Raw genomic sequence first — 25,647 nt, 5'->3', positions numbered from 1 at the left:
CGAGAGCCGGGTAGACCATATGCACGACGACGAACAGCACGGGCCCCTCGCGGGCTTCACGGTCGGCGTCACCGCCGCGCGCCGGGCGGAGGAACTCGCCACGCTGCTGCGGCGGCGCGGCGCCACCGTGGTGCACGCCCCCGCCCTGCGGATCGTGCCGCTCGCCGACGACAGCGAACTCCTCGCCGCCACCCAGGAGCTCATCGCCAGCGTCCCCGACGTGGTCATCGCCACCACCGCGATCGGCTTCCGGGGCTGGATCGAGGCGGCCGACGGCTGGGGGATCGGGGACCAACTGCTGGACCGGCTGCGCGGTGTCGAGCTGCTGGCGCGCGGCCCCAAGGTCAAGGGCGCGGTCCGGGCCGCCGGGCTGACCGAGGCGTGGTCACCGGCCTCCGAGTCCATGGCCGAAGTGCTGGAACGGATGCTCGCGGAGGGCGTCGAGGGCCGCCGCATCGCCCTGCAGCTGCACGGCGAACCGCTCCCCGGCTTCGTCGAGTCGCTGCGGGCGGCGGGCGCGGAGGTCATCGGCGTCCCCGTCTACCGCTGGATGCCGCCCGAGGACATCACCCCGCTCGACCGGCTCCTCGACCTCACCACCACCCGCGGCCTGGACGCGCTCACCTTCACCAGCGCCCCCGCCGCGGCCTCGCTGCTGCGCCGGGCGCAGGAGCGCGGCATGCTTCCCGAACTCCTGGGCGCGCTGCGGGACGACGTCGTACCGGCCTGCGTCGGACCGGTCACCGCCCTGCCGTTGCAGGCCCACGGGCTCGACACCGTCCAGCCGGAGCGCTTCCGGCTCGGCCCGCTCGTCCAGGCCCTCTGCCGTGAACTGCCGTCCCGGGCGAGGACGTTGCCCATCGCAGGGCACCGGGTCGAGATCCGGGGCCACGCCGTCCTGGTCGACGACGAGCTGCGCCCGGTGCCGCCCGCCGGGATGGCCCTGCTGCACACCCTGGCCCGCAGGCCGGGCTGGGTGGTGGCCCGCGCGGAGCTGCTGCGCGCGCTGCCCGGCAGCGGCACGGACGAGCACGCGGTGGAGACGGCGATGGCCCGGCTGCGCACCGCGCTCGGGGTGCCCAGGATCGTCCAGACGGTCGTCAAGCGGGGCTACCGGCTGGCCCTGGACCCGGTCGCCGACACCAAGTACGCGGACTCCTGAAGGAGGTGGCGGGCCGTCAGGTGCGAGGCCCGCAGCAGGAGGGCCAGTGCCGCGGTGCACAGGAGTGCCCGTACGGCGTTCCAGGCGACCCACGCGTCCTCGAACCGGTCCCGCACGTCGGCCGGGTCTGCGATGCGCGCCGGGCTGCCGGCCCGCGCGAGCTCGTCGTTGAGCGGGACGCTGACGCCGGAGGTGAGCAGGAAGGCGACGGCGTACACCGCGAACGCGGCGAAGAGCCAGCCGCGCGGTCCGGGGGAGCGGCGCTGCTGCCAGGCGGCCACCGCGGTGAGGACCAGCGCGCCGAAGAACGCGGCGAAGAACACCGGATTCTCTATGACGTCGTTGATGTTCTGCATGACCTCGATGAAGGTCCGGTCGTCGCTGCGGCCGAGCGCGGGCATGACCGCGCAGGAGAAGACGTAGAACGTGCCCGCGGTGAGTCCTGTGGTGACGGCGGCGCCGCCGAGGACGAGGTGGCGCAGGGCGCGGTGCGGCCGGTGGGCCTGGCTGGTTGTCATGGCTCCAGTCAATTCGCGCGGCCGCTCCCGCTCCATCGCTCAGGCGCGCAGCTCCCTACGCGGGCGTCCAGGCCCGGGTTACCGTGCTGGGATGATCAATGACACCCACCGGCTCGACCCCGGGATACGGCTCCGTCCCGCCGCCGCGTCCGACGCCGCCTCCCTCGCCGCGGCGCTGACCCGCAGCCGTACGTACATGAGCCCGTGGGAACCCCGGCGGCCCGACGCCTTCTACACCGAGCAGGGGCAGCGCGAGCGGCTGGCCGGAATCCTGGCCGACCGCGAGGCGGGGCGCGCGATGCCCTGGGTGCTGGCCGACGAGGAGGACCGGGCGGTCGGCGGATTCAACCTCGACGGCATCGTGCTCGGGCCGTTCCGCAGTGCCACGCTCGGCTACTGGGTGGACGTCGAGTGCGCGGGCCGGGGCCTGGCCACCAGCGCGGTGCGGCTCATCTGTGAACTGGCGCGGGACGAGCTGCGGCTGCACCGGGTCCAGGCGGGAACGCTGCTGCACAACGTGGCCTCGCAGCGGGTGCTCGCCAAGTGCGGCTTCGAGCAGTTCGCGACGGTCCCGCGCTATATGCACATCGACGGCGACTGGCGCGATCACCGGCTCTTCCAGCGCATCCTGCACGACGGCCCGGTCACCGGGGCACCGGCCGCGCCCGGAGCCTGAGCGCCCGCCCCGCACGGCCCGTACGGTGTCCGCGCGGCGGCAGGGGTTACGGCATGGGTGCCGGACGGGCACTCTGGTGGGGACGTCGGGCCGGACCAAGGCGGTGACATGCGCATGGCAAAGCGCAAGGGATCGTGCGACTGGCGGTTCGATGCCGGACGGCTCTGCCTGGACCTGGTGGCGACCGGGGCCGGCCGCGCCGGCGCCCCGGACCCGCTGGACCGGCCCGAGCGGCTCGCCCACTGGCTGATGGCCTCCGGGGCCGTACCGCAGGGCACCCGGCTCACCGCCGTGGACCACCACTGGCTGCTGCTCTTCCGCCAGCTGAGGACCGCCGTCGACCGGCTGCTCACCGCACAGCTCGGCGGCCGCGGGGCCGAGGGCGCCCTGGAGCGCGTCAACGCGCTCGCCGCCGGGGCGCCGCCCGGAGTGCGCGCCGTGCGCACCGGGAGCGGCGCCCTGGTGCGCGGGCTCAGCACCGAACCCGACTGCCGGGCCCTGCTCGCCACCGTGGCCCGCGACGCGGTGGAGCTGCTCACCGACCCGGTGGCGCTGGGCCGCCTGCGCCGCTGCGAGGGCGACAGCTGCCGCCGGATCTACCTGGACACCTCGCGCGGCAGGCGCCGGCGCTGGTGCTCCAGCGAGGTGTGCGGGAACCGCGAACGGGTCGCCCGGCACCGGCGGCGCAACGCGGACCCGGCCGGGCGGTCCCCGGCGCCGTGACTCCGCGCGGGGCTACCGGTGAGATCACATGCTCGTGGCAGGTGCGCGACGGGCCCCGCGTCGCATAGGGTTGACGGCTGCCCAATGCACGTCAGAAGGGGGTCTCGGTGGCCGCGCAGGATGCCGCTGTCGATTCGTTGCGGGACCGGGAAATCGGTGTCGAGCAGGAACATCTCGACCGTGTGTACCACCGCCTTGAGGAGAAGATCCACGAGGCGGAATTTCTCATGAGTGATGCCGTCAAACGCGGCCAGGTCGGGACACCGGGAGCACTCGCCGAACGCGACGCCCAGGTGTTCCGCGCCGGAATCCACCTCAACCGGCTGAACAGCGAGTTCGAGGACTTCCTCTTCGGGAGGATCGACCTGCTGCTCGGCAAGGACGGCGAGCGCGGCCCCGACGGCGCGTTCACCTCCGTGGAGCCGGCCGACGACGCAGTACGGGAGGACAGCACCGCAGACATCGCGGAGACGCTGCACATCGGCCGGATCGGGGTCCTCGACTCCGACTACGCGCCACTGGTCATCGACTGGCGGGCGCCGGCCGCCGCGCCCTTCTACCGGTCCACGCCGAAGGAACCGGGCCGGGTGGTCCGCCGCCGCGTCATCCGCTCCAAGGGCCGCCGGGTCCTCGGCGTGGAGGACGACCTGATGCGCCCCGAGCTGACCGGGTACCTGGCGGGCGAGAAGCTCCCCGTGGTGGGGGACGGGGCGCTGATGGCGGCGCTCGGGCAGGCCCGCAGCCACACCATGCGGGACATCGTCTCCTCCATCCAGGCCGAGCAGGACATGGTGATCCGGGCGCCCGCCGCCTCGGTCACCGAGGTCTCCGGCGGCCCCGGCACCGGCAAGACCGCGGTCGCCCTGCACCGGGCCGCCTACCTGCTCTACCAGGACCGGCGGCGGTACGCGGGCGGCATCCTCGTCGTCTCGCCGACGCCGCTGCTGGTCGCGTACACCGAGGGGGTGCTGCCCTCGCTCGGCGAGGAGGGCCAGGTCGCGATCCGCGCGGTCGGCTCGCTGTCGGACGAGGCGGCGGGCATCGAAGGCGCCACCACCTACGACGAACCGGCCGTCGCCCGGATCAAGGGCTCCTCCCGCATCCTGCACGTGCTGCGCAAGGCGGCCCGCGGGGCGCTGGAACAGCCCATGACCCGGCCGGCCGCCGGGGACGACGGCCAGCTGGCGTTCGGCGAGGAGGAGGCCGCCCAGGAGACCCCTCGGGAGGCCGTCACGCCCACCCGGCTCCGGGTGGTGGCCTTCGGCGCCCGGGTCGAGCTCAACGAGGACGAGCTCCGGCGCATCCGGAACAACGTCCTCAGCGGAACCGCACCGGTCAACCTGCTGCGCCCGCGCGCCCGCAAACTGCTGCTGGACGCGCTGTGGAGCAGGTCGTCCGGCCGGGGCCGCTACACCGATCCGGAGCTGGCCGTCGAACTGCGCTCCTCGTTCGACGAGGACGTCTCCACCGAGGCGCCGTTCATCGCGTTCCTGAACGCCTGGTGGCCCGAGCTCACCCCGCGCGGGGTGCTCGCCGCGATGTCCGACGAGAAGCGGCTCGCCCGCTGGGCACGGCGGACCCTCAACCAGGGCGAGGTGCGCCGGCTCGCGCGCTCCCTGAAGCGTCTCGACAGCGCGGGTCAGGGGCCGCTGTCCGTCCACGACGTGGCGATGCTGGACGAGTTGCAGCACCTGATCGGCACCCCGAACCGGCCCAAGCGCAAACGGGAGTCCGACCCGCTGGACCACCTCACCGGTCTGGAGGAGCTGATGCCGCAGCGGGAGGAGACCCAGTGGGAGCGGGCCGAGCGGCTCGCGGCGGAGCGCACGGAGTACGCGCACGTCATCGTCGACGAGGCGCAGGACCTCACGCCCATGCAGTGGCGGATGGTCGGCCGCCGGGGCCGGCACGCCACCTGGACGATCGTCGGGGACCCGGCGCAGTCCTCCTGGTCCGACCCGGACGAGGCGGCCGCGGCGCGCGACGAGGCGCTCGGCAACCGCCCGCGCCGGAACTTCACGCTGACCGTCAACTACCGCAACCCGGCCGAGATCGCCGAGCTGGCCGCCAAGGTCCTCGCGCTCGCGATGCCCGGCATGGAGTCACCGGCCGCCGTCCGCTCCACGGGCGTGCGGCCGCGCTTCGAGACCGTACGGGACGGCGATCTGGCCGGGACCGTGCGTGAGGAGGCGCGGCGGCTGCTGGCCGAGGTGGACGGCACCGTCGGTGTCGTCGTCGCGATGAACCGGCGGGCGCAGGCCCGTAAGTGGCTCGCGGAGCTGGGCGAGCGGGTGGTCGCGCTCGGCAGCCTGGAGGCGAAGGGCCTTGAGTACGACGCCACGGTGGTCGTCTCGCCCGCGGAGATCGCGGACGAGTCCCCGGCGGGGCTGCGGGTGCTGTACGTCGCGCTGACGCGGGCGACGCAGCAGCTCACGGTCGTCTCGGGGGAGCGGGACCTGCCCGACGAGGACGGGGTGCCGGACCTGCTGAGGGACTGACGCCCGCTCGGCGCGGGAGCCTCCTCGGAGTCAACCCGCGCCGAGGGAATCACTTCTCCGGGGTGTTTGTTAGCCTGGAGTCGGCATCGGTTCGATCCAAGCCCCCGGGCCCAACCTTAGTCGCTTCGAGCGACCACTTGCCGCGAGGCGAGCATGGCGGGCCGGTGCCGCTTAACCGAAGAAGACAGACCCGCGTCACCTCCCGGTGACGCGGGTCTGTTTCTGTTTACGGGCCCACCGGTTCTGCTTACGGGCCCACCGCCATCGCCGAGGTGCGCCTTCAGGGGGTTCCGCTGGAGCCCTCATATCTCGTATGGTGGAAACAACTTTCCGAAGTGCGGCAGTCATTACCGGCTACCCACCGGTAGGTGCGAATATCTGAAGGCGTGTGCGGGTCTGTTCCACATTTCCGACCCGGCCGCGTAGCAATGAAGCTAAGGAAAGCGAAGGACTCGGCCATGGCAACGGCGCCCAGCGTCTCGTACTCGATGACGGTCAGGCTGGAGGTGCCCGCGAGCGGCACAGCGGTCTCCCAGCTCACCACGGCCGTGGAGTCCTCCGGTGGTTCGGTCACCGGCCTCGACGTGACCGCTTCCGGCCACGACAAGCTCCGGATCGACGTCACGATCGCGGCCTCCTCCACCTCGCACGCCGACGAGATCGTCGAAGGCCTGCGCGACATCGACGGCGTCATCCTCGGCAAGGTGTCCGACCGTACGTTCCTGATGCACCTCGGCGGCAAGATCGAGATGCAGTCGAAGCACCCCATCCGCAACCGTGACGACCTCTCGATGATCTACACCCCCGGTGTGGCCCGGGTCTGCATGGCGATCGCGGAGAACCCCGAGGACGCCCGCCGGCTCACCATCAAGCGCAACTCCGTCGCAGTCGTGACGGACGGCTCCGCGGTGCTCGGCCTCGGCAACATCGGCCCGAAGGCCGCACTCCCGGTGATGGAGGGCAAGGCGGCCCTCTTCAAGCGGTTCGCCGGCATCGACGCCTGGCCGATCTGCCTGGACACCCAGGACACCGACGCCATCGTCGAGATCGTCAAGGCGATCGCCCCCGGATTCGCGGGCATCAACCTGGAGGACATCTCCGCACCGCGCTGCTTCGAGATCGAGGCCCGGCTGCGCGAGGCCCTGGACATCCCCGTCTTCCACGACGACCAGCACGGCACCGCCATCGTCGTACTGGCCTCGCTGACCAACGCGCTGCGCGTGGTGGGCAAGGCAATCGGGGACGTACGGGTCGTCATGTCCGGCGCCGGGGCGGCCGGTACGGCCATCCTGAAGCTCCTCCTCGCCGCGGGCGTCAAGCACGCGGTCGTCGCCGACATCCACGGCGTGGTGCACGCCGGCCGCGAGGACCTGGTCTCCGCCGACGCCGAGTCGCCGCTGCGCTGGATCGCGGACAACACCAACCCGGAGTCCGTCACCGGCACCCTCAAGGAGGCCGTCGTGGGCGCCGACGTCTTCATCGGCGTCTCGGCCCCGAACGTGCTGGACGGGACCGACGTCGCGGCCATGGCGGACGGCGCGATCGTGTTCGCGCTCGCGAACCCGGACCCCGAGGTCGACCCCGCGGTCGCCCGCGAGACGGCCGCGGTGGTGGCCACCGGCCGCTCCGACTTCCCCAACCAGATCAACAACGTCCTGGTCTTCCCCGGCGTCTTCCGCGGACTCCTGGACGCCCAGTCCCGGACCGTCAACACGGAGATGATGCTCGCCGCCGCGCGCGCCCTCGCCGATGTCGTCGCGGAGGACGAGGTGAACGCGAACTACATCATCCCCTCGGTCTTCAACGACAAGGTCGCCGGAGCGGTCGCCGGAGCGGTCCGGGACGCCGCCAAGGTGGCCGGCGCGACTGTGACGGGCCCCACGTCCGTCTGATGTCCGGCGCGTCGCGGGTCGCGGCGCCCCAAACGCCCCTTTAGGGTGGGCGGGCGACGCGTCCCGCAGAGCCCCGCAATCGCTGCGGACCGCTTTCGGGGAGTCGACGGAACGTCACCACGACGAGGCAGTGGCGCTTTTCGTGTGACTCCGGAGGGTGCCGGATTGGCTTTCCCGCCGCAGGTGGGGGCAGGATGCTTTCCCAAGGACTTCGTCCGGGGGGAGACCCCCACGGGGCGCGAGGGTTCTTACACGGACCCGAGTCCGGGGACTGTCCGAGGGCCCTGGCAGCATCGGCTTCGATCTCACGCCTCACAGGCAAGAAGAACACGGGAGTAACAACATGAACCGCAGTGAGCTGGTGGCCGCCCTGGCCGACCGCGCCGAGGTGACTCGCAAGGACGCCGACGCCGTGCTGGCCGCGCTCGCCGAGACCGTCGGTGAGATCGTCGCCAAGGGCGACGAGAAGGTCACCATCCCCGGCTTCCTGACCTTCGAGCGCACCCACCGTGCCGCTCGCACCGCTCGTAACCCGCAGACCGGCGACCCGATCAACATCCCGGCCGGCTACAGCGTGAAGGTCTCCGCGGGCTCGAAGCTCAAGGAAGCCGCCAAGGGCAAGTAACACCTTCTGGCACGACGAAGGGCGGTCACCCCGACCAGGGTGGCCGCCCTTCGGCGTACGGGCCGCAGAGAGCCGTTTGCGGGCCTCTGTACGGGTACGGAGCCGCTCCCCGGGGGCTCGCCGCCCCCGGGGGACCCGGCTCAGACGAGTGAACCGCCCGGCAGCTCCACCTTCGCGCCGAGCTTCTCCAGCTTGTCCATGAAGTTCTCGTAGCCCCGGTTGATCAGGTCGATCCCGTGCACCCGGGACGTCCCCTGCGCCGCGAGAGCGGCGATCAGGTACGAGAAACCGCCGCGCAGGTCGGGGATGACCAGATCGGCGCCCTGCAGCTTCGTCGGCCCGGAGACGACCGCCGAGTGCAGGAAGTTGCGCTGGCCGAAGCGGCAGTCGGAGCCGCCCAGGCATTCGCGGTAGAGCTGGATGTGCGCGCCCATCTGGTTCAGCGCGGAGGTGAAGCCGAGCCGCGACTCGTACACCGTCTCGTGCACGATCGACAGGCCCGTGGCCTGCGTCAGCGCCACGACCAGCGGCTGCTGCCAGTCGGTCTGGAAACCGGGGTGCACGTCCGTCTCCAGCGCGATGGCGTTCAGCGCGCCGCCCGGATGCCAGAACCGGATGCCCTCGTCGTCGATCTCGAAGGCGCCGCCGACCCGGCGGAAGGTGTTCAGGAACGTCATCATCGAGCGCTGCTGCGCCCCGTGGACGTAGATGTTGCCCTCGGTCGCCAGCGCCGCGGACGCCCAGGAGGCGGCCTCCAGGCGGTCCGGGATGGCCCGGTGCGTGTAGCCGTCGAGACGGTCGACACCGGTGATCCGGATGGTCCGGTCGGTGTCCATGGAGATGATCGCGCCCATCTTCTGCAGTACGCAGATGAGGTCCTCGATCTCCGGCTCCACGGCCGCGTTCGACAGCTCGGTGACGCCCTCGGCCAGCACCGCGGTCAGCAGCACCTGCTCGGTGGAGCCCACCGAGGGGTACGGCAGCCTGATCTTGGTGCCGCGCAGCCGCTGCGGGGCCTCCAGGTACTGGCCGTCCGCCCGCTTCTCGATCGTCGCGCCGAACTGGCGCAGCACGTCGAAGTGGAAGTCGATGGGCCGGCCGCCGATGTCGCAGCCGCCGAGCCCAGGGATGAACGCGTGGCCCAGCCGGTGCAGCAGCGGGCCGCAGAAGAGGATCGGGATGCGCGACGAGCCCGCGTGGGCGTCGATGTCGGCGACGTTCGCGCTCTCGACGTGGGTGGGGTCCAGGATCAGCTCACCCGGTTCGTCACCCGGACGGACCGTCACGCCGTGCAGCTGCAGCAGCCCGCGGACCACCCGCACATCGCGGATGTCGGGCACGTTGCGCAGCCGGCTGGGCCCGCTGCCGAGCAGCGCGGCGACCATTGCCTTCGGCACCAGGTTCTTGGCGCCTCGGACGCGGATCTCGCCCTCCAGCGGGGTTCCGCCGTGGACAAGCAGGACATCGTCTGTGCCGGTCATGAATCTCGCGTTCCGGAGTGGTCGGGCAGGGGGCCAATCGAAAGGGTAATGGCCGCGCACCCCTCCTCCGTAAGAAAGCGGGGGGTACGCGAACGTCATGAATCCGCCACAACACGCTCCGCGTCCTGGATCTCGCGGAGGGTCACCGTCCGGATGGGTGCCCGGTCGTGCGCTCCCCGTGCACCCGTGCGCCCTGAGCTGCGCTCGGGTCCCCGGGGCGACGGCCGGGCCACTTGGCCCCCACGAACGCCGAAGATGCGGGATCATTTCTGGCATGACCGAGGTGTCCTCGCTCACAGGGCGGCTGCTCGTGGCCGCACCCGCCCTGGCGGACCCGAATTTCGACCGCGCGGTGGTGCTGCTCCTCGACCACGACGAGGAGGGCTCGCTCGGCGTTGTCCTGAACCGCCCGACCCCGGTCGGCGTCGCCGACATCCTGCTGTCCTGGGCCGGACTGGCCGGCGAACCCGGTGTCGTCTTCCAGGGCGGCCCGGTCTCCCTCGACTCGGCGCTGGGGGTGGCGGTGATCCCCGGGGAGGAGGGCCCCCTCGGCTGGCGCCGGGTGCACGGGGCGATCGGCCTGGTGGACCTGGAGGCGCCGCCCGAGCTGCTGGCCCCGGCCCTCGGCTCGCTGCGGATCTTCGCCGGGTACGCGGGCTGGGGGCCCGGACAACTGGAGGCGGAACTCTCCGAGGGCGCCTGGTACGTCGTCGAGTCGGAGCCGGGGGATGTCTCGTCCCCGCGCCCGGAGGGCCTCTGGAGGGCCGTCCTGCGCCGTCAGCGCAGCGAACTGGCCATGGTCGCCACGTACCCGGACGACCCTTCGCTGAACTGATCCGCCGGGCTTTCAGTACGCTTGGCGGTTATGAGCACTCTTGAGCCCGATCGCGGGGCAGGTACGGGAACCCTCGTGGAGCCGACGCCACAGGTGTCGAACGGCGACGGCGACCACGAGCGCTACGCCCATTACGTCCAGAAGGACAAGATCATGGCGAGTGCCCTGGAGGGCACCCCCGTGGTAGCGCTGTGCGGCAAGGTCTGGGTACCGGGGCGCGACCCCAAGAAGTACCCGGTGTGTCCCATGTGCAAGGAGATCTACGAGTCCATGGGCGCCGGCGGCGACAAGGACAAGGGCAAGGGCGGCAAGGACAAGAAGTAGGACGCGTCCGCAGAGTCCCACCTGCCCGGGAGAACCCCCGGGGCACGCAACCGCGCGCCCCGGGGGTTCTTCGTCGTCCGGAGCGGGCAAGCGTCGCACCGGGCGCGTTGCACGGGCTGCTTCCCCGGGTCACAGAGTGGTTGAGACCACTTGTCGGAGACTTCGTCTAGACCTACCCTCCTGCCAGTTGTGCAGAACGAAACGCGCGTTGCGCATGTTGCAACGCTTACCGGTAGGGGTCCCGGATGAAGCTTTCTGCCCGAATTGCCGCCCCGGCTGCGGCGCTTGTGCTGGCGGGTCTCACCGCCACCGCCTGCGCGCCGCAGACCTCCGACACCGGCGCCAAGGGGGACGAGAAGACCGGCACACTGCGCGTCTGGCTGTTCCAGGAGGTGGGCAACAAGCCCAAGGAGAAGGTCGTCGACGCCGCGGTCGCCGACTTCCGGAAGGCCCACGAGGACGCGAAGGTCGAGATCGAGTACATACCCGTCGACACCCGCGCCCAGCGCGTCAAGGCCGCGTTCAACGACCCCAAGAGCGCCCCGGACCTGATCGAGTACGGCAACACCGACACCGCCGGCTACGTGAAGGACGGCGGACTGGCCGACGTCAGCGCCGAGTTCGGCGCGTGGGCGGACGCCAAGGACACCGACCCGACGGCCAAGCAGTCCGTGACGGTCGACGGAAAGATCTACGGGGCCCCGCTCTTCGTCGGCGTCCGGGCGCTCTACTACCGCACCGACGTCTTCAAGGACCTGGGGATCGAGGCGCCCAAGTCCCAGGCGGAGCTGATCTCCACCGCCAAGAAGATCCACAAGAAGAAGCCTGACCTCTACGGGCTCGCGGTGGGCGGCGCGTACACCTACGGCGCGATGCCGTTCATCTGGGCCAACGGCGGCGAACTGGCGACGGGCGGTGGGACTTCGTACAAGGCGGCCATCAACAGCGAGAAGGCACGCAAGGGCATCGCCGCCTACACCTCGCTCTTCGGCGGCGCCAACTGCCCCGCCGCCAAGTGCGCGGGCATGGGCGGCAACGCGACCGTCACCACCTTCGCCTCCGGCAAGGCCGCCATGGCCATCGGCGGCGACTTCAGCCACGCGGCCGTCGAGGCGGGCACGGTGAAGGGCAAGTACGCGGTCGTGCCGCTGCCCGGTGTGGCCGAGGACTCGGTCGCCCCGGCGTTCGCGGGCGGCAACAACATCGGCGTGCTGAAGAGCAGCGCGCACCGCACCCTCGCCGTCGACCTGATGAAGTCGCTGACCGGCAAGGAGACCCAGGCGAAGATGTTCGACGCGATGGGCTTCCTGCCGACGTACACGGACGTGCTCGACGCGGCCGCGAAGAAGCAGCCGTTCGTCGAACCGTTCGTCAAGACCCTGGGCTCGGGAGCCAAGTTCGTCCCCGCCTCGGCCGCCTGGGGCCAGATCGACTCCTCGCTGATCCTGCCGACGATGTTCCAGGAGATCGTCAGCGGCCGTAAGGACGTGGCCGGCGCCTCGGACGACGCGGCGAAGAAGATGGACGCAGCGTTCGCCGCCGCGGGCTGACGATGACGGCGAACAGCACGGCGTACAAGGCGCCGGGCGCAACCGGCACGGGCGGGGCCGCCCCCCGTCCGCGCCGGCGCCGCCCCCCGGCCTCCCCGGCCAGGCGGTCCGGCTGGACCCCCTGGCTCTACCTCCTGCCCGCACTCGTCCTGCTGGGCGGGCTGCTGGTCTACCCGATCTACCAACTCGGCCTGATCTCCTTCCTGGAGTACACCCAGGCCCAGGTCAGCGGCGGCGAACCGGCCACCTTCCAGGGCTTCGGCAACTACGCGACGCTCTTCCAGGACAGCCAGTTCTGGCAGGTGCTGGCGGCCACCGTGGTCTTCGCGGCCCTGTGCGTGCTCGCCACCCTGCTGGTCGGCTGCGCCCTGGCCGTCCTGCTGACCCGGGTACGGGCCGTGCCCCGGCTCGCGCTGATGATGGCCGCGCTCGGCGCCTGGGCGACCCCGGCGATCACCGGCTCGACCGTCTGGGTCTTCCTCTTCGACGCCGACTTCGGACCGGTCAACCGGGTGCTCGGGCTCGGTGACTTCTCCTGGACGTACGGGCGCTACAGCGCCTTCGCGCTGGTGCTCCTCGAAGTCCTGTGGTGCTCGTTCCCGTTCGTGATGGTCACCGTCTACGCGGGCATCCGGGCGATCCCCACCGAGGTGCTGGAGGCGGCGGCGCTGGACGGCGCCTCGCAGTGGCGGATCTGGCGCTCTGTCATGGCGCCGATGCTGCGGCCGATCCTGATCGTCGTCACCATCCAGTCGGTCATCTGGGACTTCAAGGTCTTCACGCAGATCTACGTGATGACCAACGGCGGCGGCATCGCCGGGCAGAACCTGGTGCTCAACGTGTACGCCTACCAGAAGGCGTTCGCGTCCTCGCAGTACAGCCTCGGCTCGGCCATCGGTGTCGTGATGCTGGTCATCCTGCTGGCGGTCACGCTGGTCTATCTGCGCCTGGTGAGGCGCCAGGGGGAGGAACTGTGAGCCTGCCGTCCCTGCGCGTCCGTCGGCCCGGCCGGCTCGCCGCCGAGGCGGCGGCGCTGCTGATCGCCGCAGCCGTGGCCTTCCCGCTGTACTGGATGGTGCTCTCGGCCTTCAAACCGGCCGGAGAGGTCCAGTCCGCGCACCCGAGGCCGTGGACGCTGTCGCCGTCCCTGGACTCCTTCCGCCGGGTCTTCCAGCAGCAGGACTTCGGGCGCTACTTCCTCAACAGCCTGATCGTCGCCGGCACGGTCGTCATCGTCTCCGCGCTGATCGCCTTCCTGGCGGCGACGGCGGTCACCCGGTTCCGGTTCCGCTTCCGCACCACCCTGCTGATCATGTTCCTGGTCGCGCAGATGGTGCCGGTCGAGGCGCTGACGATCCCGCTGTTCTTCCTGATGCGCGACTTCGGCCAGCTGAACACGCTCGGCTCGCTGATCCTGCCGCACCTGGCGTTCTCGCTGCCGTTCGCGATCTGGATGCTGCGCGGCTTCGTCAAGGCCGTCCCGGACGCCCTGGAGGAGGCGGCGTACATCGACGGCGCGAGCCGGGCCCGCTTCCTGTGGCAGATCCTCTTCCCACTGGTTTTCCCGGGACTGGTGGCGACGAGCGTCTTCTCGTTCATCTCGACCTGGAACGACTTCCTCTTCGCGAAGTCGTTCATCATCAGCGACACCTCCCAGTCGACGCTCCCGATGGCGCTGCTGGTCTTCTTCAAACCCGATGAGAACGACTGGGGAGGGATCATGGCAGCCTCGACGGTGATGACCATCCCCGTGCTGGTCTTCTTCGTACTCGTACAGCGACGCCTGGTCTCGGGACTCGGCGGAGCGGTTAAGGACTGACCTCATGGACATGGATCTGATCCCGGCCCCCGTGCGCGCCGGTGAGCAGGGGCGGTGCGGATTCGTCCTGGACGCGTCCACCACCATCACGGCGGCACCCGGCACCGAGACCACGGAACGCTGGCTGCGCGCCACGCTCGGCGCCGCCTTCGGCCTGTCGCTCGCCCCGGCGGGCGAGGGCGCGGAGCAGTCCGTCCGGCTGCTGACCGACCCCGCCCTGGAGCCCGAGGCGTACCGGCTGACCACCCTGCCCGGCAACAGCGTCGCGATCACCGGCGGTAGCCCCGCCGGGGTCTTCTGGGGCGCGCAGACGCTGCGTCAGCTGCTGGGGCCCGAGGCGTTCCGCCGGGCACCCGTGGACGGCGCCGCCCGGCCCGGCTTCGGGTTCACCGACATCGAGGACGGCCCGCGCTTCGGCTGGCGCGGCATGATGCTCGACGTGGCACGGCACTTCATGCCCAAGACCGACGTCCTGCGCTACCTCGACCTCCTCGCCGCCCACAAGCTGAACGTCTTCCACTTCCACCTCACCGACGACCAGGGCTGGCGCATCGAGATCAAGCGTCACCCGCGCCTGACCGAGGCCGGCTCCTGGCGCTCGCGCACCAAGCACGGCCACCGGGCCTCCGAACTCTGGGACGAGACCCCGCACGGCGGTTTCTACACCCAGGACGACATCCGCGAGATCGTGGCGTACGCCGCCGCCCGGCACATCCGGGTCGTCCCCGAGATCGACATCCCGGGCCACTCGCAGGCGACCATCACCGCCTACCCGGAGCTGGGCAACACCGATGTCGTCGACACCGACGCCATGACCGTCTGGGGCGACTGGGGTGTCAGCCCGAACGTGCTCGCCCCCACCGAGCGGACCCTGCGCTTCTTCGAGGGCGTCTTCGAGGAGGTCCTCGAACTCTTCCCCGCCGCCACCTCGCCGTTCATCCACGTCGGCGGCGACGAGTGCCCCAAGGACCAGTGGAAGGCGTCGCCCGCCGCCCAGGCCCGCATCAAGGAACTCGGCCTGGCCGACGAGGACGAGCTCCAGTCCTGGTTCATCCGGCACTTCGATGGCTGGCTCACCGCACGGGGCCGCCGGCTGATCGGCTGGGACGAGATCCTGGAGGGCGGGCTCGCCGAGGGCGCGGCCGTCTCCTCCTGGCGCGGCTACGCGGGCGGCATCGCCGCCGCCGAGGCCGGGCACGACGTGGTGATGTGCCCGGAGCAGCAGGTCTACCTGGACCACCGTCAGGACGGCGGCTCCGACGAGCCGATGCCGATCGGATACGTGCGCACCCTGGAGGACGTCTACCGCTTCGAACCCGTTCCGCCGGGCCTCTCCGAGGAGGCGGCCCGGCACATCCTGGGCACCCAGGCCAACGTCTGGACCGAGGTCATGCAGAACCGGGCCCGGGTCGACTACCAGGTCTTCCCGCGCCTGGCCGCCTTCGCGGAGGTCGCCTGGTCGGCCCTGCCCGCCCCCAAGGACCGGGACTTCGCCGGCTTCGAGCGGCGGATGGCCGCGCACTACGCGCGGCTCGACGCGCTGGGCGTCGACTACCGGCCGGCGGGCGGCCCGTTGCCGTGGCAGCGGCGGCCCGGCATCCTCGGCCGCCCGCTGGAGGGAGCGCCCCCGCTCAGGTGAGACCTCCCCCTTCCCGGTGCTCCCGGACTCTCCCGTCGAACTCCGCCGTTCTCCTCCGTTGACACTTCCGTGGAACGGAATAAGTCGTGCAAGCTCGCTGAATAGTGGCAATTCGCACTCTGCTCCGAAGAGGGGCGAATCGGGGCCATCCCCCTGGCCAGGGACGGATACTCCCTTCGCGGACCCTCGCGTCGGGCCGGTCCGAAGATGTGCCAGAGTTGCCACGTCCAGGCTTTGAGCACGTACCGTACGGCGAAACAGACGGGACAGCCGGGACACCGGGAAGGGGCAGCTGGGTTGACCACGCAAGCACCGCAGGCGACGCAGTCCGTCACGCTGCCTGCCTCGCTGGACGAGGCAGTGGCGGCACTCGGTGCCATGCCTGCCGCCGTCCCCGTGGCGGGCGGCACGGACCTGATGTCGGCCGTCAACAAGGGCCTCCTGCGCCCCTCCGGGCTGGTCGGCCTCGGCCGGATCAGCGAACTGAGGGGCTGGCACTACCAGGACGGCCACGCCCTCCTCGGCGCCGGACTCACCCACGCCCGCATGGGCCGCCCCGACTTCGCCGCCCTCATCCCCGCCCTGGCCGCCTCCGCCCGCGCCGCCGGCCCGCCGCAGATCCGCAACGCCGGGACGCTCGGCGGCAACATCGCCACCGCCGCCCCGACCGGAGACGCCCTGCCGGTCCTGGCCGCGCTGGAGGCCGAGCTGGTCATCGCCGGTCCCGGCGGCGCCCGCCGCGAGATCCCGGTCTCGCACCTGCTGGCCGGCCGCGAGATGCTGGAGCCCGCAGAGCTGATCGGCTTCGTCCGCGTCCCGCTGCTGCACGCCCCGCAGGTCTTCCTCAAGGCGACCGGTCGCACCGGCCCCGGCCGGGCCACCGCCTCCGTCGCGATCGTGCTCGACCCGGCCCGGCGCGGAGTGCGCTGCGCGGTCGGCGCCATCGCGCCGATGCCGCTGCGGCCGCTGGAGGCCGAACGCTGGATCGCCTCGCTGATCGACTGGGACGGCGAACGGGGCCTGGCGCCCGACGCACTGGCCGCCTTCGGCGAGTACGTCGCCGCGGCGTGCATCCCGGACGAGCCACCGCCCGCCGACGGGGGAGAGGCGCCACCGCTGTCCCCCGCCGTACTGCACCTGCGGCGCACCGTCGCCGCGCTGGCCCGACGCGCGCTGGGGAGGGCACTGTCGTGAGCAACGAGGACCACACCGAACAGCACGGGGGATGGGAGCCGATCCCTCAGAACGGCGACTACGACGCCGACGCGACCGCCTTCGTCCACCTGCCGCCCGAGGACCTGGCGAACATCCCGCTGGCCGCCCCCGGCCAGGGCTACGTGCCGCCGATGATCCTTCCGCTGACCCCGGCGGCCGGGGTCGACCCGGCGGCCACCGGCAGTTGGGCCGTCCGGACACCGGACGGGCAGGACAGCCGGGGCGGCCAGGGTGACGGGCAGGACCACGCCCCGGACACGGAGCGGCCCGCCCCCGAGGCGGTGCACTGGCCCGACCCGAACCAGCAGCAGGCCCCGTACGGATACCCGCAGACCCCGTACCAGCCGCACCCGCCGGGGGAGCAGTACCCGGACCGGTACCGCGAGGACCGGGCCGCCACCGGCCAGTGGAACTTCGCGGAGACCGCAGAGCAGGCGGAACCGGCCGGGCACACCGGCCAGTGGCAGATCCCGGTCGCCGACGGCGATCTCCCCGAGGAGTCCGGCGAGTTCTCCCCCGCCGCGGCGGCCGCCGGCTGGTACGCGGACCGCACCCCGCCGGCCACCCTGCCCGGCGGTGCGCCCGCCCCCTGGGCGACGCGCGAGCCGGAACCCCCGGCCGGGGACAGCGCCCCGCCGCAGGGGCCGGACCACGAAGGGACACCGGACGCGCCGGACGGCGCGCCGGACGCGCACGACGTCCCGCCGGAGGTAGCTCTCCAGGACGCGTCGCAGCCCGCCATGGAGCACCCCGGCACGGCCGGACCGGTCACGGAGCCGGTGGCGGAATCCGCTACGGCCCCGGTCGCGGAGCCGGTTGCCGAGGACGCGCCGGACACCGAGGCCACAGATACCGAAGCGGCACCGGACGCCGATGCCACGGCCCCGGACGCGACGGACACGTCCGCCGAGGCCGACGCCACGGACCCCGGAGTCACAGACCCCGGCCCCGACCTCGACCCCAACCCCGCCCCCGACTTCGACGCCGATCCCGACGTCACGGACCCCGAGGCCGCCCCGGCCCCCCGGCTCGACCTGCCCAGCGAGCACCCCTCCGTCTCGTACGCACTGCACGTGAACGGTGTCGACCGGCCCGTCACCGACGCCTGGATCGGTGAGTCGCTGCTCTACGTGCTGCGCGAGCGCCTCGGCCTCGCCGGGGCCAAGGACGGCTGCTCACAGGGCGAGTGCGGTGCCTGCAACGTCCAGGTGGACGGCCGGCTCGTCGCCTCCTGCCTGGTCCCCGCGGCCACCGCGGCGGGCAGCGAGGTGCGGACGGTCGAAGGCCTGGCCGTCGACGGCGAACCGTCCGACGTGCAGCGGGCGCTGGCCGGCTGCGGCGCCGTCCAGTGCGGCTTCTGCATCCCCGGAATGGCGATGACCGTCCACGACCTGCTGGAGGGCAACCACGCCCCCAGCGAGCTGGAGACCCGTCAGGCACTCTGCGGCAACCTGTGCCGCTGCTCCGGCTACCGGGGCGTGCTGGACGCCGTGAACGAGGTCATCGCGGGCCGTGAGGCGGCCTCCGCCCCCGCACCGGAATCCGCGGCACAGCCCACAGGACAGCCCACGGAACAGTCCGCGAAACAGGACGAGGCACGCATCCCGCACCAGGCGCCCCCCGGCGCGGGTAGTGTGCAGGCCCATCTGCAGGACGGAGGCATGGCGTGAGCAACGACGCGGCCACCGCGGGCGGCGCGACCCACACGGCGATCAGCATCCCCTCGCTGGACGGGCCCGACGGCCCCGAGGGCGAGCAGCCGGTGTTCGGCCTCGGCGCCTCGCTGCCGCCGGCCGACGCCCGCCCCAAGACCGAGGGCACCTTCCCGTACGCCGCCGACCTGTGGGCCGAGGGACTGCTCTGGGCGGCCGTGCTCCGCTCTCCGCACCCGCACGCGCGCATCCTGTCGATCGACACCTCGGCCGCCGTCGAGATGCCGGGCGTACGCGCGGTCGTCACCCACGAGGACGTCCCCGGCGAGAGCGCCTACGGACGCCGCGTCGTGGACCGCCCCGTCTTCGCCTCCGAGCTGGTCCGCCACCACGGCGAGCCGATCGCCGCGGTCGCCGCCGACCACCCCGACACCGCCCGGCTGGCCGCCGCCGCCATCGCCGTCGAGTACGAGGTGCTGGAACCGGTCACCGACCCGGAGAAGGCCTTCGCCGCCGAACCGCTGCACCCCGACGGCAACCTGATCCGCCACATCCCGCTGCGCTACGGCGACCCGGAGATCGTGGGCGAGGTCATCGTCGAGGGGCTGTACCGCATCGGCCGCCAGGACCCGGCGCCGATCGGCGCCGAGGCCGGGCTCGCGGTACCCCGCCCGGACGGCGGCGTCGAGCTCTACACCGCCTCCACCGACCCGCACACCGACCGCGATCTCGCCGCCGCCTGCTTCGGCCTCGAACCGGACCGGGTGAAGGTCGTCGTGACCGGCGTCCCCGGCGCCACCGGCGACCGCGAGGACCCCGGATTCCAGCTCCCGCTGGGGCTGCTCGCCCTGCGCACCGGCTGCCCGGTCAAGCTGGCCGCCACCCGCGAGGAGTCCTTCCTCGGCCACGCGCACCGCCACCCGACGCTGCTCCGCTACCGCCACCACGCGGACGCCGAGGGCCGGCTGGTGAAGGTCGAGGCGCAGCTCCTCCTCGACGCGGGCGCGTACGCCGACGACTCGTCCGAATCGCTGGCCGCCGCCGTCGCGTTCGCCTGCGGCCCCTACGTCGTCCCGCACGCCTTCATCGAGGGCTGGGCCGTCCGTACGAACAACCCCCCGTCCGGGCATGTCCGGGGCGAGGGCGCGATGCAGGTCTGCGCCGCGTACGAGGGCCAGATGGACAAGCTGGCCGCCAAGCTCTCCATCGACCCGGCCGAACTGCGGCTGCGCAACGCCCTGTCCACCGGCGACATCCTGCCCACCGGACAGACCGTGACCTGCCCCGCCCCCGTCGCGGAACTCCTGGGCGCGGTACGGGACTTCCGGCTCCCGTCACTCCCCAAGGACTCCCCGGAGGACGACTGGCTGCTCCCCGGCGGCCTGGAGGGCGCGGGCGAACCCGGCGCGGTGCGGCGCGGGGTCGGCTATGCGCTGGGCATGGTCCACATGCTCGGCGCCGAGGGCGCGGACGAGGTCTCCACGGCCACGGTCCGGGTCCACGACGGGGTCGCCACCGTCATCTGCGCCGCGGTCGAGACGGGCCAGGGCTTCTCGACACTGGCCCGCCAGGTCGTCCAGGAGACCCTGGGCATCGAGGAGGTCCACGTGGCCTCCGTCGACACCGACCAGCCCCCGGCGGGACCGGCCACGCACGGCCGTCACACCTGGGTCTCCGCCGGAGCGGTCGAACGCGCGGCGAAGATGGTCCGCACCCAGCTGCTCCAGCCGCTGGCCCACCAGTTCGGCATGTCCACCGAACTGCTCCAGATCGCCGACGGCAAGATCACCAGTTACGACGGGGTGCTCTCGACGACCGTCACGGAGGCGATGGACGGCAAGGAGCTCTGGGCCACCGCCCAGTGCCGCCCCCACCCCACGGAGCCGCTGGACGAGTCCGGCCAGGGCGACGCCTTCGTCGGCCTCGCCTTCTGCGCGATCCGCGCGGTGGTGGACGTCGACATCGAGCTCGGCTCGGTCCGCGTCGTGGAGATGGCCGTCGCCCAGGACGTCGGCCGGGTCCTCAACCCGTCCCAGCTGGCGACCCGGATCGAGGCGGGCGTCACCCAGGGCATCGGCACCGCCCTCACGGAGAACCTCCGCACCGCCCGCGGCATCGTCCGCCACCCCGACCTCACGGGTTACGCCCTGCCGACCTCCCTCGACGCGCCGGACATCCGCATCGTCCGACTCGTCGAGGAGCGCGACGTGGTGGCCCCGTTCGGCGCCAAACCCGCCTCCGCGGTCCCCGTGGTGACCTCCCCGGCCGCCGTGGCCGCCGCGGTCCGCTCGGCGACCGGCCGCCCGGTCAACCGCCTCCCGATCCGGCCGCAGGCAGCGGTGGCGGCGGTCAGGTCCTGAGCCCTGTGAGGCACGGAGTCTGCGGAATCACAGGGTCACCAACCTCGTGACTGTGAGTCCCCGGTCCTGAGTACGCGTACTCAGGACCGGGGACGCACGTGCGTCTAGCCTATGGATCGCTAGCGACCGAGCGACCATGGGGGGAACTCATGTCCACACCGATCGGCGGTGCGACGCGAGGGTTATGGATCGAACCGAGCGAGGTGCACAAGGCGGCCGAGGCCGCTCGCAAGGTTGCCCACGACATACCGGAAGACATCAAAGCCCTGTTCACACCGACGGATACGGCTGTCGCCGGGCTGGTGGGTTTCCAGTCCGCCCGCGCGATCGACGACTGCCTGGAGGCGTGGACGAAGGCGCTGCGTTCACTGGCAGGCATGGTGGGAAGCGCGGCGGACGCGGTCAGCGACTCCGGCAAGAGTCTCACGCACGAAGACCAGGAGCGCCGCAAAACGTTCCTCGGTCCCTACGCCCCGGGCGCCAGCCCGCCGAGCCCCTACTCGGCGAACGGGGGTTACTGAGCATGCGGGTCTCGGAACTCCGTGATGCCAAGCCGCTCCTGCTGACGGACGCGGGCGATACCTGGGACGCGTTGGCGGAGCAGTTCACCACTCATGCCGGGGACTTCGGCAAGTATCTGCACCGCCCACTCACTCAGGACGGCGCCTGGGGCGGTGCCACCGCTGAGTCGGCCGCCGACCGACTCGGCCGGATGCAGCGGGGCTTGAATGTCGCCAAGCAGGAACTCGACGGCGTGGGCGACGTGTTGAGGTCCTGCGGTGAAGCGCTCATGACCTACCAAGGCCGGCTCGCGGACGCCGTCGCGGACGCCACGGACGCCCGTTACAAAGTCGCTGACGACGGCACGGTCACCGCCCCGACCGTCGGCGCCGACCACATGATGCCGGGCGACATCGCGATCATGCACCGGGACCAGGCCGCTCGCGCTCAGGGGTACGCCGACCGGATCGGTGACGCCTGGCACGCGGCGCAGGCGGCGGACAAGGAGTACACGGCGGCGATCGAGCTCTTCACCGAGGCGGCCAACCGGTGCGCCAAGGGCGACTGGAGCGCCGGCCTGGTGGAGTTGGCGACCGCGAACGCGCTCCATACCGAGCTGCTGTCCGAGCTCGGGATGCCGGACGGGAAGGCGTCGCCCGACGCCGTACAGGCGTGGTGGGCGGGGCTCTCCCCCAGCCTCCAGGCCGAGCTGGTCCAGGACTACCCGCAGGAGATCGGCAACCGGGACGGCGTACCGATGGCCGACCGGGACCGGGCCAACCGGACCTACCTGCCGATGCTGCTGAGCAGCCTGGAGTCCGACTACGCGTCGGCGACCGGGGATGAGGCGGCGGCCATCAGGGACAAGATCGACGGTGTGAAGGGCATTCGGCAGCAACTGGACCGGGAGCGCGAGCCCCGCCCGTATCTGCTCGGCCTCGGTTCGCAGGGCAACGGCCGCGCCATCGTCTCGTTCGGCAACCCGGACGCCTCGAAGAACGTCTCCGCGTATGTGCCGGGCCTTAACACCAAGCTAAGCGGGCACTTCGCCTCTGCGGACCTGAAACGGGCGAGAGATGTAGCAGATGCCGCGAACGGCATGTACCCGGGCACTACCAGTGCCTCCGTGGTCTGGCTCGGCTATGACGCACCACAACTGGATGGTGTTAAGTGGTCGGCCACTGACGTTATGAGGGACGATGACGCCAAGGCTGGCGCCCCGGCCTACAACAGTTTCCTGAACGGTATTCGGGCGACTCATGAATCCGGATCACCGCATGTGACGGCCATTGGTCACTCCTACGGATCCTTGACCGTGGGCCAGGCCACCCAGCAGCCCGGCGGAATCCCCGCTGACGACGTGGTTCTCGTGGGAAGCCCGAGTGTCGGTGTCGACAAGGCCGCCGATCTCGGCGTGGGTGCCGACCACGTCTACATCGGGGCGGCGGAGAACGACCAGGTGAGCAACCTGCCCACGGGTAACCCTCTGCAGTACGTCACTCCGGGAAGCGAGTACGGCCCCAAGGAGAACTGGTTCGGTACCGACCCGGCCGACGACCATTTCGGAGGGCATCACTTCAGCGTCGCCCCCGGCGAGGACAGCGGTCTCACGGGGCTAGTGACCGGAGATCTGCCCGCGCATTCGATCTACTTCGACAAGGACGCCGGCGGCGATTCCCTGAACAACATTGCGAGCGTCGTGGCTGGTCATGGCGACAAGATCACGACGGTGGCGCCCAGGTGATGCGTGTGAGCAGACCGGCGCGATTGCTGGGGTGTGTGCTGCTGGTGGCAGTGCTTGCGGCTTGTGAGGGCAAGAAGGAACAGGAGAAATCCACGATGGACATGCAACAGGCTGGGCAGCGTGCGGAGGTGATTCTCGACGGCACCATGGCGGCGATTCACCCGGCCGTGAAATGGGTGCACGGAACCACTTCGGAAACGGCATGCAGCACCGGTCTCAACCGGCCGACCGGCACTACGACTGTATTCCGCAGCAGGAACATTCTCACTGTGGTCTCCGAGCAGCGGCGCGGCGAGCTATTGGAGCAGGTCCGGCGATACTGGGAGCACCAGGGCGCCCGGGATTTCAGCGTCTTTTCCGACAAGGACGTGCCACGGATCCGGGCCAGGACCGCTGACGGATTCGCCGTCATCCTGCAAGTCGGCAGTATCGGCAATGTCTTCGTCGAAGCAGGCGTGAGCTGTGTCGAGGATTCCGCGATGACCTATCCAACAGGGACGCCTGGCCAGCCCGGGGGGCCGAACAAAGCAGAGCTGAAGCCGCAGGAGCATTCGGACTTCTGGTCTCCCGGCGAGCCGCCCCGGCGGTAGCGGGAAGTGTTGCCCGGCAGTGACCGGGGACATGGCGGGGCGCGGTGGTGCGGGGTGACCATGGGCGGATGCACCTCTCCTCGGCGGACCGCCCCGAACCCGGCCCCACGCTGGCGCAGCTCCTCGCGCTGATCGCCGCCGGGACGCTCGATGTCGTCGTGGCGCCGTGCGGCACCGGCGTACCCGTGTCCGACGTGGTGCTGCACGACCCCGGTGAGGAGCGGGACGAGGACGCCTGGGCGGCCACCGGGCTGGTCCTGCTCGCGGTCGGCGTGGAGGTCGCCTCGCCCGAGGCGGTCGACGTGCTGCGCGCCGCGGACCATGCCGGAGCGGCGGCCGTGGTGATGCGGCGGGGCGCGCGGGGGCCGCGGGCGGCGCTGCTGGAGGCGGCGGAGCGGGGGCGTACGGCGTTGCTGACCCGGGGGCCCGTGCAGAGCTGGACCGAGGTGCTCGGGCAGTTGCGGACGGCGCTGGTGCACAGCGTCCCGGACCGGTCCGGGAGCGCGGCCGGGGTGGACGGGCTGCGGCTGGGCGATCTGTCGGGGCTGGCCAACACCGTGGCGGACCTCGTCGGCGGCGCGATCACGATCGAGGACCCGCAGTCGCGGGTGCTGGCCTACTCGCGGATGGACCACGAGCCCGACCCGATGCGCCGGCTCACGATCCTGGGCCAGGAGGTGCCCCGCTGGCGGGTCGTCCAGCTGCGGGAGAGCGGCTTCTTCCAGGCGCTGTGGAACACCGACGACGTGGTACGGCTCCCCGCCGACGAGCGGTACGCAGAGCGGCTGGCCGTCGCAGTGCGGCACGGCTCCGAGGTGCTCGGCTCGATCTGGGCGGCGGCCGACGGGCGGCCGCTGGCCGAGGACGCGGTGGCGGCGCTGCGGACGGCGGCCCGCGCCGCCGTCCCGCACCTGTCGCACCACCGGACCTGGGGCCGGGCCGCGGCCTGGGCGCGCGAGGGTTCGGTGCACGCGCTCCTGTCGGGCAACGGGCAGGCCGCGCACGACGTGGGGCTCGTCCGGGGCCGGCCGTACGCCGTGCTGGTGGCGGAGGCCTACGACGGACCGGAACCCGCGCCGGGGGACGCCGGGCAGCGGGCGCAGCGGGTTCTCGACGTACTGGCGCTACAGGCCGCGGCCTACCGGCCGGGGTGCGTGACCGCCCGGTCCGGGCAGCGGCTGTACGTCCTGGTGCCGGCCGTGGACGGCGAGAGCGACCCCGCGCGCACCCTGCTGGCCACGGCCCGTTCCGTGCCCAGGGGCGTGGTCTTCGCCGGAGCCGGGCCCGTGGTCTCGGATCCGGCGGAACTGCCCGCCTCGCGGGACGCCGCGGAGCTGGTGGTGCGGGTGCTGCGGGAGCGCGCCGCGCGGCTGACCCCTCACGGGGCCGGGTCCGCGGTGGCGTCGTACGCGGAGGTCGCGGCCGAGGCGACGGTGCTGCGGCTGCTCGACCGGGTGGAGCCGCTGTGGCAGGAGATGTCGGGGCCGGTGCACGCGATGCTGGAGCATGACCGGTCGCACGGGGCGCGCTACGGCGAGTCCGTCGCCGCGTACCTCGACGCCTTCGGCGACACGGCCGCCGCCGCGCGACACCTCAACGTGCACCCCAATACGCTGCGGTACCGGCTGCGCCGGGCGCGGGAGCTGTTCGGGGTCGACCTGGCCGATCCGGCGGTGCGGTTCCTGGCGGAGACCGGCCTGCGCCTCGGGCCTGCCCGGCCCCGCTCCTGATTCCGGGTCGAACCCCCTTGGTGATCGTTTAGCTGTCGGAGCAGACAGGAACACCGGCCGGTCCTGGTCCTGGCCGACGAAGACATGCCGGGCCCCGCGCACCGAAGCTGGGC

The 25,647-nt window shown here is 71.8% G+C and carries 21 protein-coding genes; 19 read left to right on the top strand and 2 right to left on the bottom strand.

Annotated elements, in window-relative coordinates; genetic code table 11:
• The first annotated feature begins 19 nt into the window (after nucleotides 1-19).
• A complete protein-coding gene (locus tag ACZ601_RS09770) occupies nucleotides 20-1,162 on the top strand; it encodes a uroporphyrinogen-III synthase (RefSeq protein ID WP_469535303.1) in 1,143 nt (380 codons plus the stop codon).
• Here ACZ601_RS09770 and ACZ601_RS09765 read toward each other — a convergent pair.
• Entirely contained in the window at nucleotides 1,111-1,680 is a 570-nt protein-coding gene (locus tag ACZ601_RS09765; RefSeq protein WP_469535138.1) for an anthrone oxygenase family protein, read from the bottom strand. The genes ACZ601_RS09770 and ACZ601_RS09765 overlap by 52 nt on opposite strands.
• 91 nt (nucleotides 1,681-1,771) lie before the next feature.
• Here ACZ601_RS09765 and ACZ601_RS09760 point away from each other — a divergent pair, with 91 nt between their 5' ends.
• From ACZ601_RS09760 to ACZ601_RS09740, 5 genes are all read left to right on the top strand, one after another.
• Entirely contained in the window at nucleotides 1,772-2,356 is a 585-nt protein-coding gene (locus ACZ601_RS09760) for a GNAT family N-acetyltransferase (protein ID WP_469535136.1), read from the top strand.
• Between the two features lie 114 nt (nucleotides 2,357-2,470).
• Complete coding sequence (locus ACZ601_RS09755) at nucleotides 2,471-3,079, top strand: CGNR zinc finger domain-containing protein (RefSeq protein WP_469535134.1); 609 nt, start codon at nucleotides 2,471-2,473, stop codon at nucleotides 3,077-3,079.
• Nucleotides 3,080-3,186: 107 nt separating this feature from the next.
• The gene (locus tag ACZ601_RS09750; protein WP_469535132.1) at nucleotides 3,187-5,577 is read left to right on the top strand and encodes a HelD family protein; all 2,391 of its coding nucleotides are present in this window, start codon (nucleotides 3,187-3,189) and stop codon (nucleotides 5,575-5,577) included.
• 458 nt (nucleotides 5,578-6,035) lie between these two features.
• Entirely contained in the window at nucleotides 6,036-7,469 is a 1,434-nt protein-coding gene (locus ACZ601_RS09745; RefSeq protein WP_469535129.1) for an NAD-dependent malic enzyme, read from the top strand.
• 343 nt (nucleotides 7,470-7,812) lie between these two features.
• Nucleotides 7,813-8,094: an HU family DNA-binding protein gene (locus ACZ601_RS09740; RefSeq protein WP_003968811.1), complete on the top strand. Its 282-nt coding sequence runs from the start codon at nucleotides 7,813-7,815 to the stop codon at nucleotides 8,092-8,094.
• Between the two features lie 140 nt (nucleotides 8,095-8,234).
• Here the strand turns inward: ACZ601_RS09740 and murA are convergent, their stop codons facing one another.
• Nucleotides 8,235-9,575 carry a UDP-N-acetylglucosamine 1-carboxyvinyltransferase gene (murA, locus tag ACZ601_RS09735; protein ID WP_440575721.1) on the bottom strand — a complete coding sequence of 447 codons (1,341 nt, stop codon included), beginning with the start codon at nucleotides 9,573-9,575 and terminating at the stop codon, nucleotides 8,235-8,237.
• Between the two features lie 274 nt (nucleotides 9,576-9,849).
• Between murA and ACZ601_RS09730 the strand changes: the two genes are divergently transcribed.
• From ACZ601_RS09730 to ACZ601_RS09670, 13 genes are all read left to right on the top strand, one after another.
• Nucleotides 9,850-10,410 (top strand): YqgE/AlgH family protein, encoded by a 561-nt coding sequence (locus ACZ601_RS09730; RefSeq protein ID WP_073738176.1) that lies wholly within the window; start codon nucleotides 9,850-9,852, stop codon nucleotides 10,408-10,410.
• 30 nt (nucleotides 10,411-10,440) lie between these two features.
• Nucleotides 10,441-10,734 carry a DUF3039 domain-containing protein gene (locus tag ACZ601_RS09725; protein ID WP_073723799.1) on the top strand — a complete coding sequence of 98 codons (294 nt, stop codon included), beginning with the start codon at nucleotides 10,441-10,443 and terminating at the stop codon, nucleotides 10,732-10,734.
• A gap of 245 nt (nucleotides 10,735-10,979) precedes the next feature.
• Nucleotides 10,980-12,284: an extracellular solute-binding protein gene (locus ACZ601_RS09720; protein WP_469535122.1), complete on the top strand. Its 1,305-nt coding sequence runs from the start codon at nucleotides 10,980-10,982 to the stop codon at nucleotides 12,282-12,284.
• A 2-nt stretch (nucleotides 12,285-12,286) separates the two neighbouring features.
• Entirely contained in the window at nucleotides 12,287-13,261 is a 975-nt protein-coding gene (locus ACZ601_RS09715) for a carbohydrate ABC transporter permease (RefSeq protein ID WP_469535119.1), read from the top strand.
• The gene (locus ACZ601_RS09710; RefSeq protein ID WP_469535116.1) at nucleotides 13,258-14,103 is read left to right on the top strand and encodes a carbohydrate ABC transporter permease; all 846 of its coding nucleotides are present in this window, start codon (nucleotides 13,258-13,260) and stop codon (nucleotides 14,101-14,103) included. The genes ACZ601_RS09715 and ACZ601_RS09710 overlap by 4 nt, the downstream gene beginning before the upstream one ends.
• Nucleotides 14,104-14,107: 4 nt before the next feature.
• Nucleotides 14,108-15,742: a beta-N-acetylhexosaminidase gene (locus tag ACZ601_RS09705; protein WP_469535113.1), complete on the top strand. Its 1,635-nt coding sequence runs from the start codon at nucleotides 14,108-14,110 to the stop codon at nucleotides 15,740-15,742.
• A gap of 297 nt (nucleotides 15,743-16,039) precedes the next feature.
• On the top strand, nucleotides 16,040-16,936 hold the full coding sequence (locus ACZ601_RS09700) for an FAD binding domain-containing protein (protein ID WP_073738181.1): 897 nt from the start codon (nucleotides 16,040-16,042) through the stop codon (nucleotides 16,934-16,936).
• Nucleotides 16,933-18,627, top strand: coding sequence for a (2Fe-2S)-binding protein (locus ACZ601_RS09695; RefSeq protein ID WP_469535110.1), 1,695 nt, complete (start codon nucleotides 16,933-16,935; stop codon nucleotides 18,625-18,627). The genes ACZ601_RS09700 and ACZ601_RS09695 overlap by 4 nt, the downstream gene beginning before the upstream one ends.
• Nucleotides 18,624-20,969: a xanthine dehydrogenase family protein molybdopterin-binding subunit gene (locus ACZ601_RS09690; RefSeq protein WP_469535106.1), complete on the top strand. Its 2,346-nt coding sequence runs from the start codon at nucleotides 18,624-18,626 to the stop codon at nucleotides 20,967-20,969. Before ACZ601_RS09695 ends, ACZ601_RS09690 begins: the two co-directional genes overlap by 4 nt.
• Nucleotides 20,970-21,118: 149 nt before the next feature.
• Nucleotides 21,119-21,490: a hypothetical protein gene (locus ACZ601_RS09685; RefSeq protein ID WP_469535103.1), complete on the top strand. Its 372-nt coding sequence runs from the start codon at nucleotides 21,119-21,121 to the stop codon at nucleotides 21,488-21,490.
• A gap of 2 nt (nucleotides 21,491-21,492) precedes the next feature.
• On the top strand, nucleotides 21,493-23,214 hold the full coding sequence (locus tag ACZ601_RS09680) for an alpha/beta hydrolase (protein WP_469535101.1): 1,722 nt from the start codon (nucleotides 21,493-21,495) through the stop codon (nucleotides 23,212-23,214).
• Between the two features lie 5 nt (nucleotides 23,215-23,219).
• Nucleotides 23,220-23,804, top strand: coding sequence for a hypothetical protein (locus tag ACZ601_RS09675; RefSeq protein WP_469535098.1), 585 nt, complete (start codon nucleotides 23,220-23,222; stop codon nucleotides 23,802-23,804).
• 68 nt (nucleotides 23,805-23,872) lie between these two features.
• Entirely contained in the window at nucleotides 23,873-25,534 is a 1,662-nt protein-coding gene (locus ACZ601_RS09670) for a helix-turn-helix domain-containing protein (RefSeq protein ID WP_469535095.1), read from the top strand.
• Nucleotides 25,535-25,647 lie beyond the last annotated feature (113 nt).

The organism is Streptomyces sp. NPDC104307, assembly GCF_055584045.1.
This window is presented reverse-complemented; position numbering and strand designations above follow the sequence as displayed.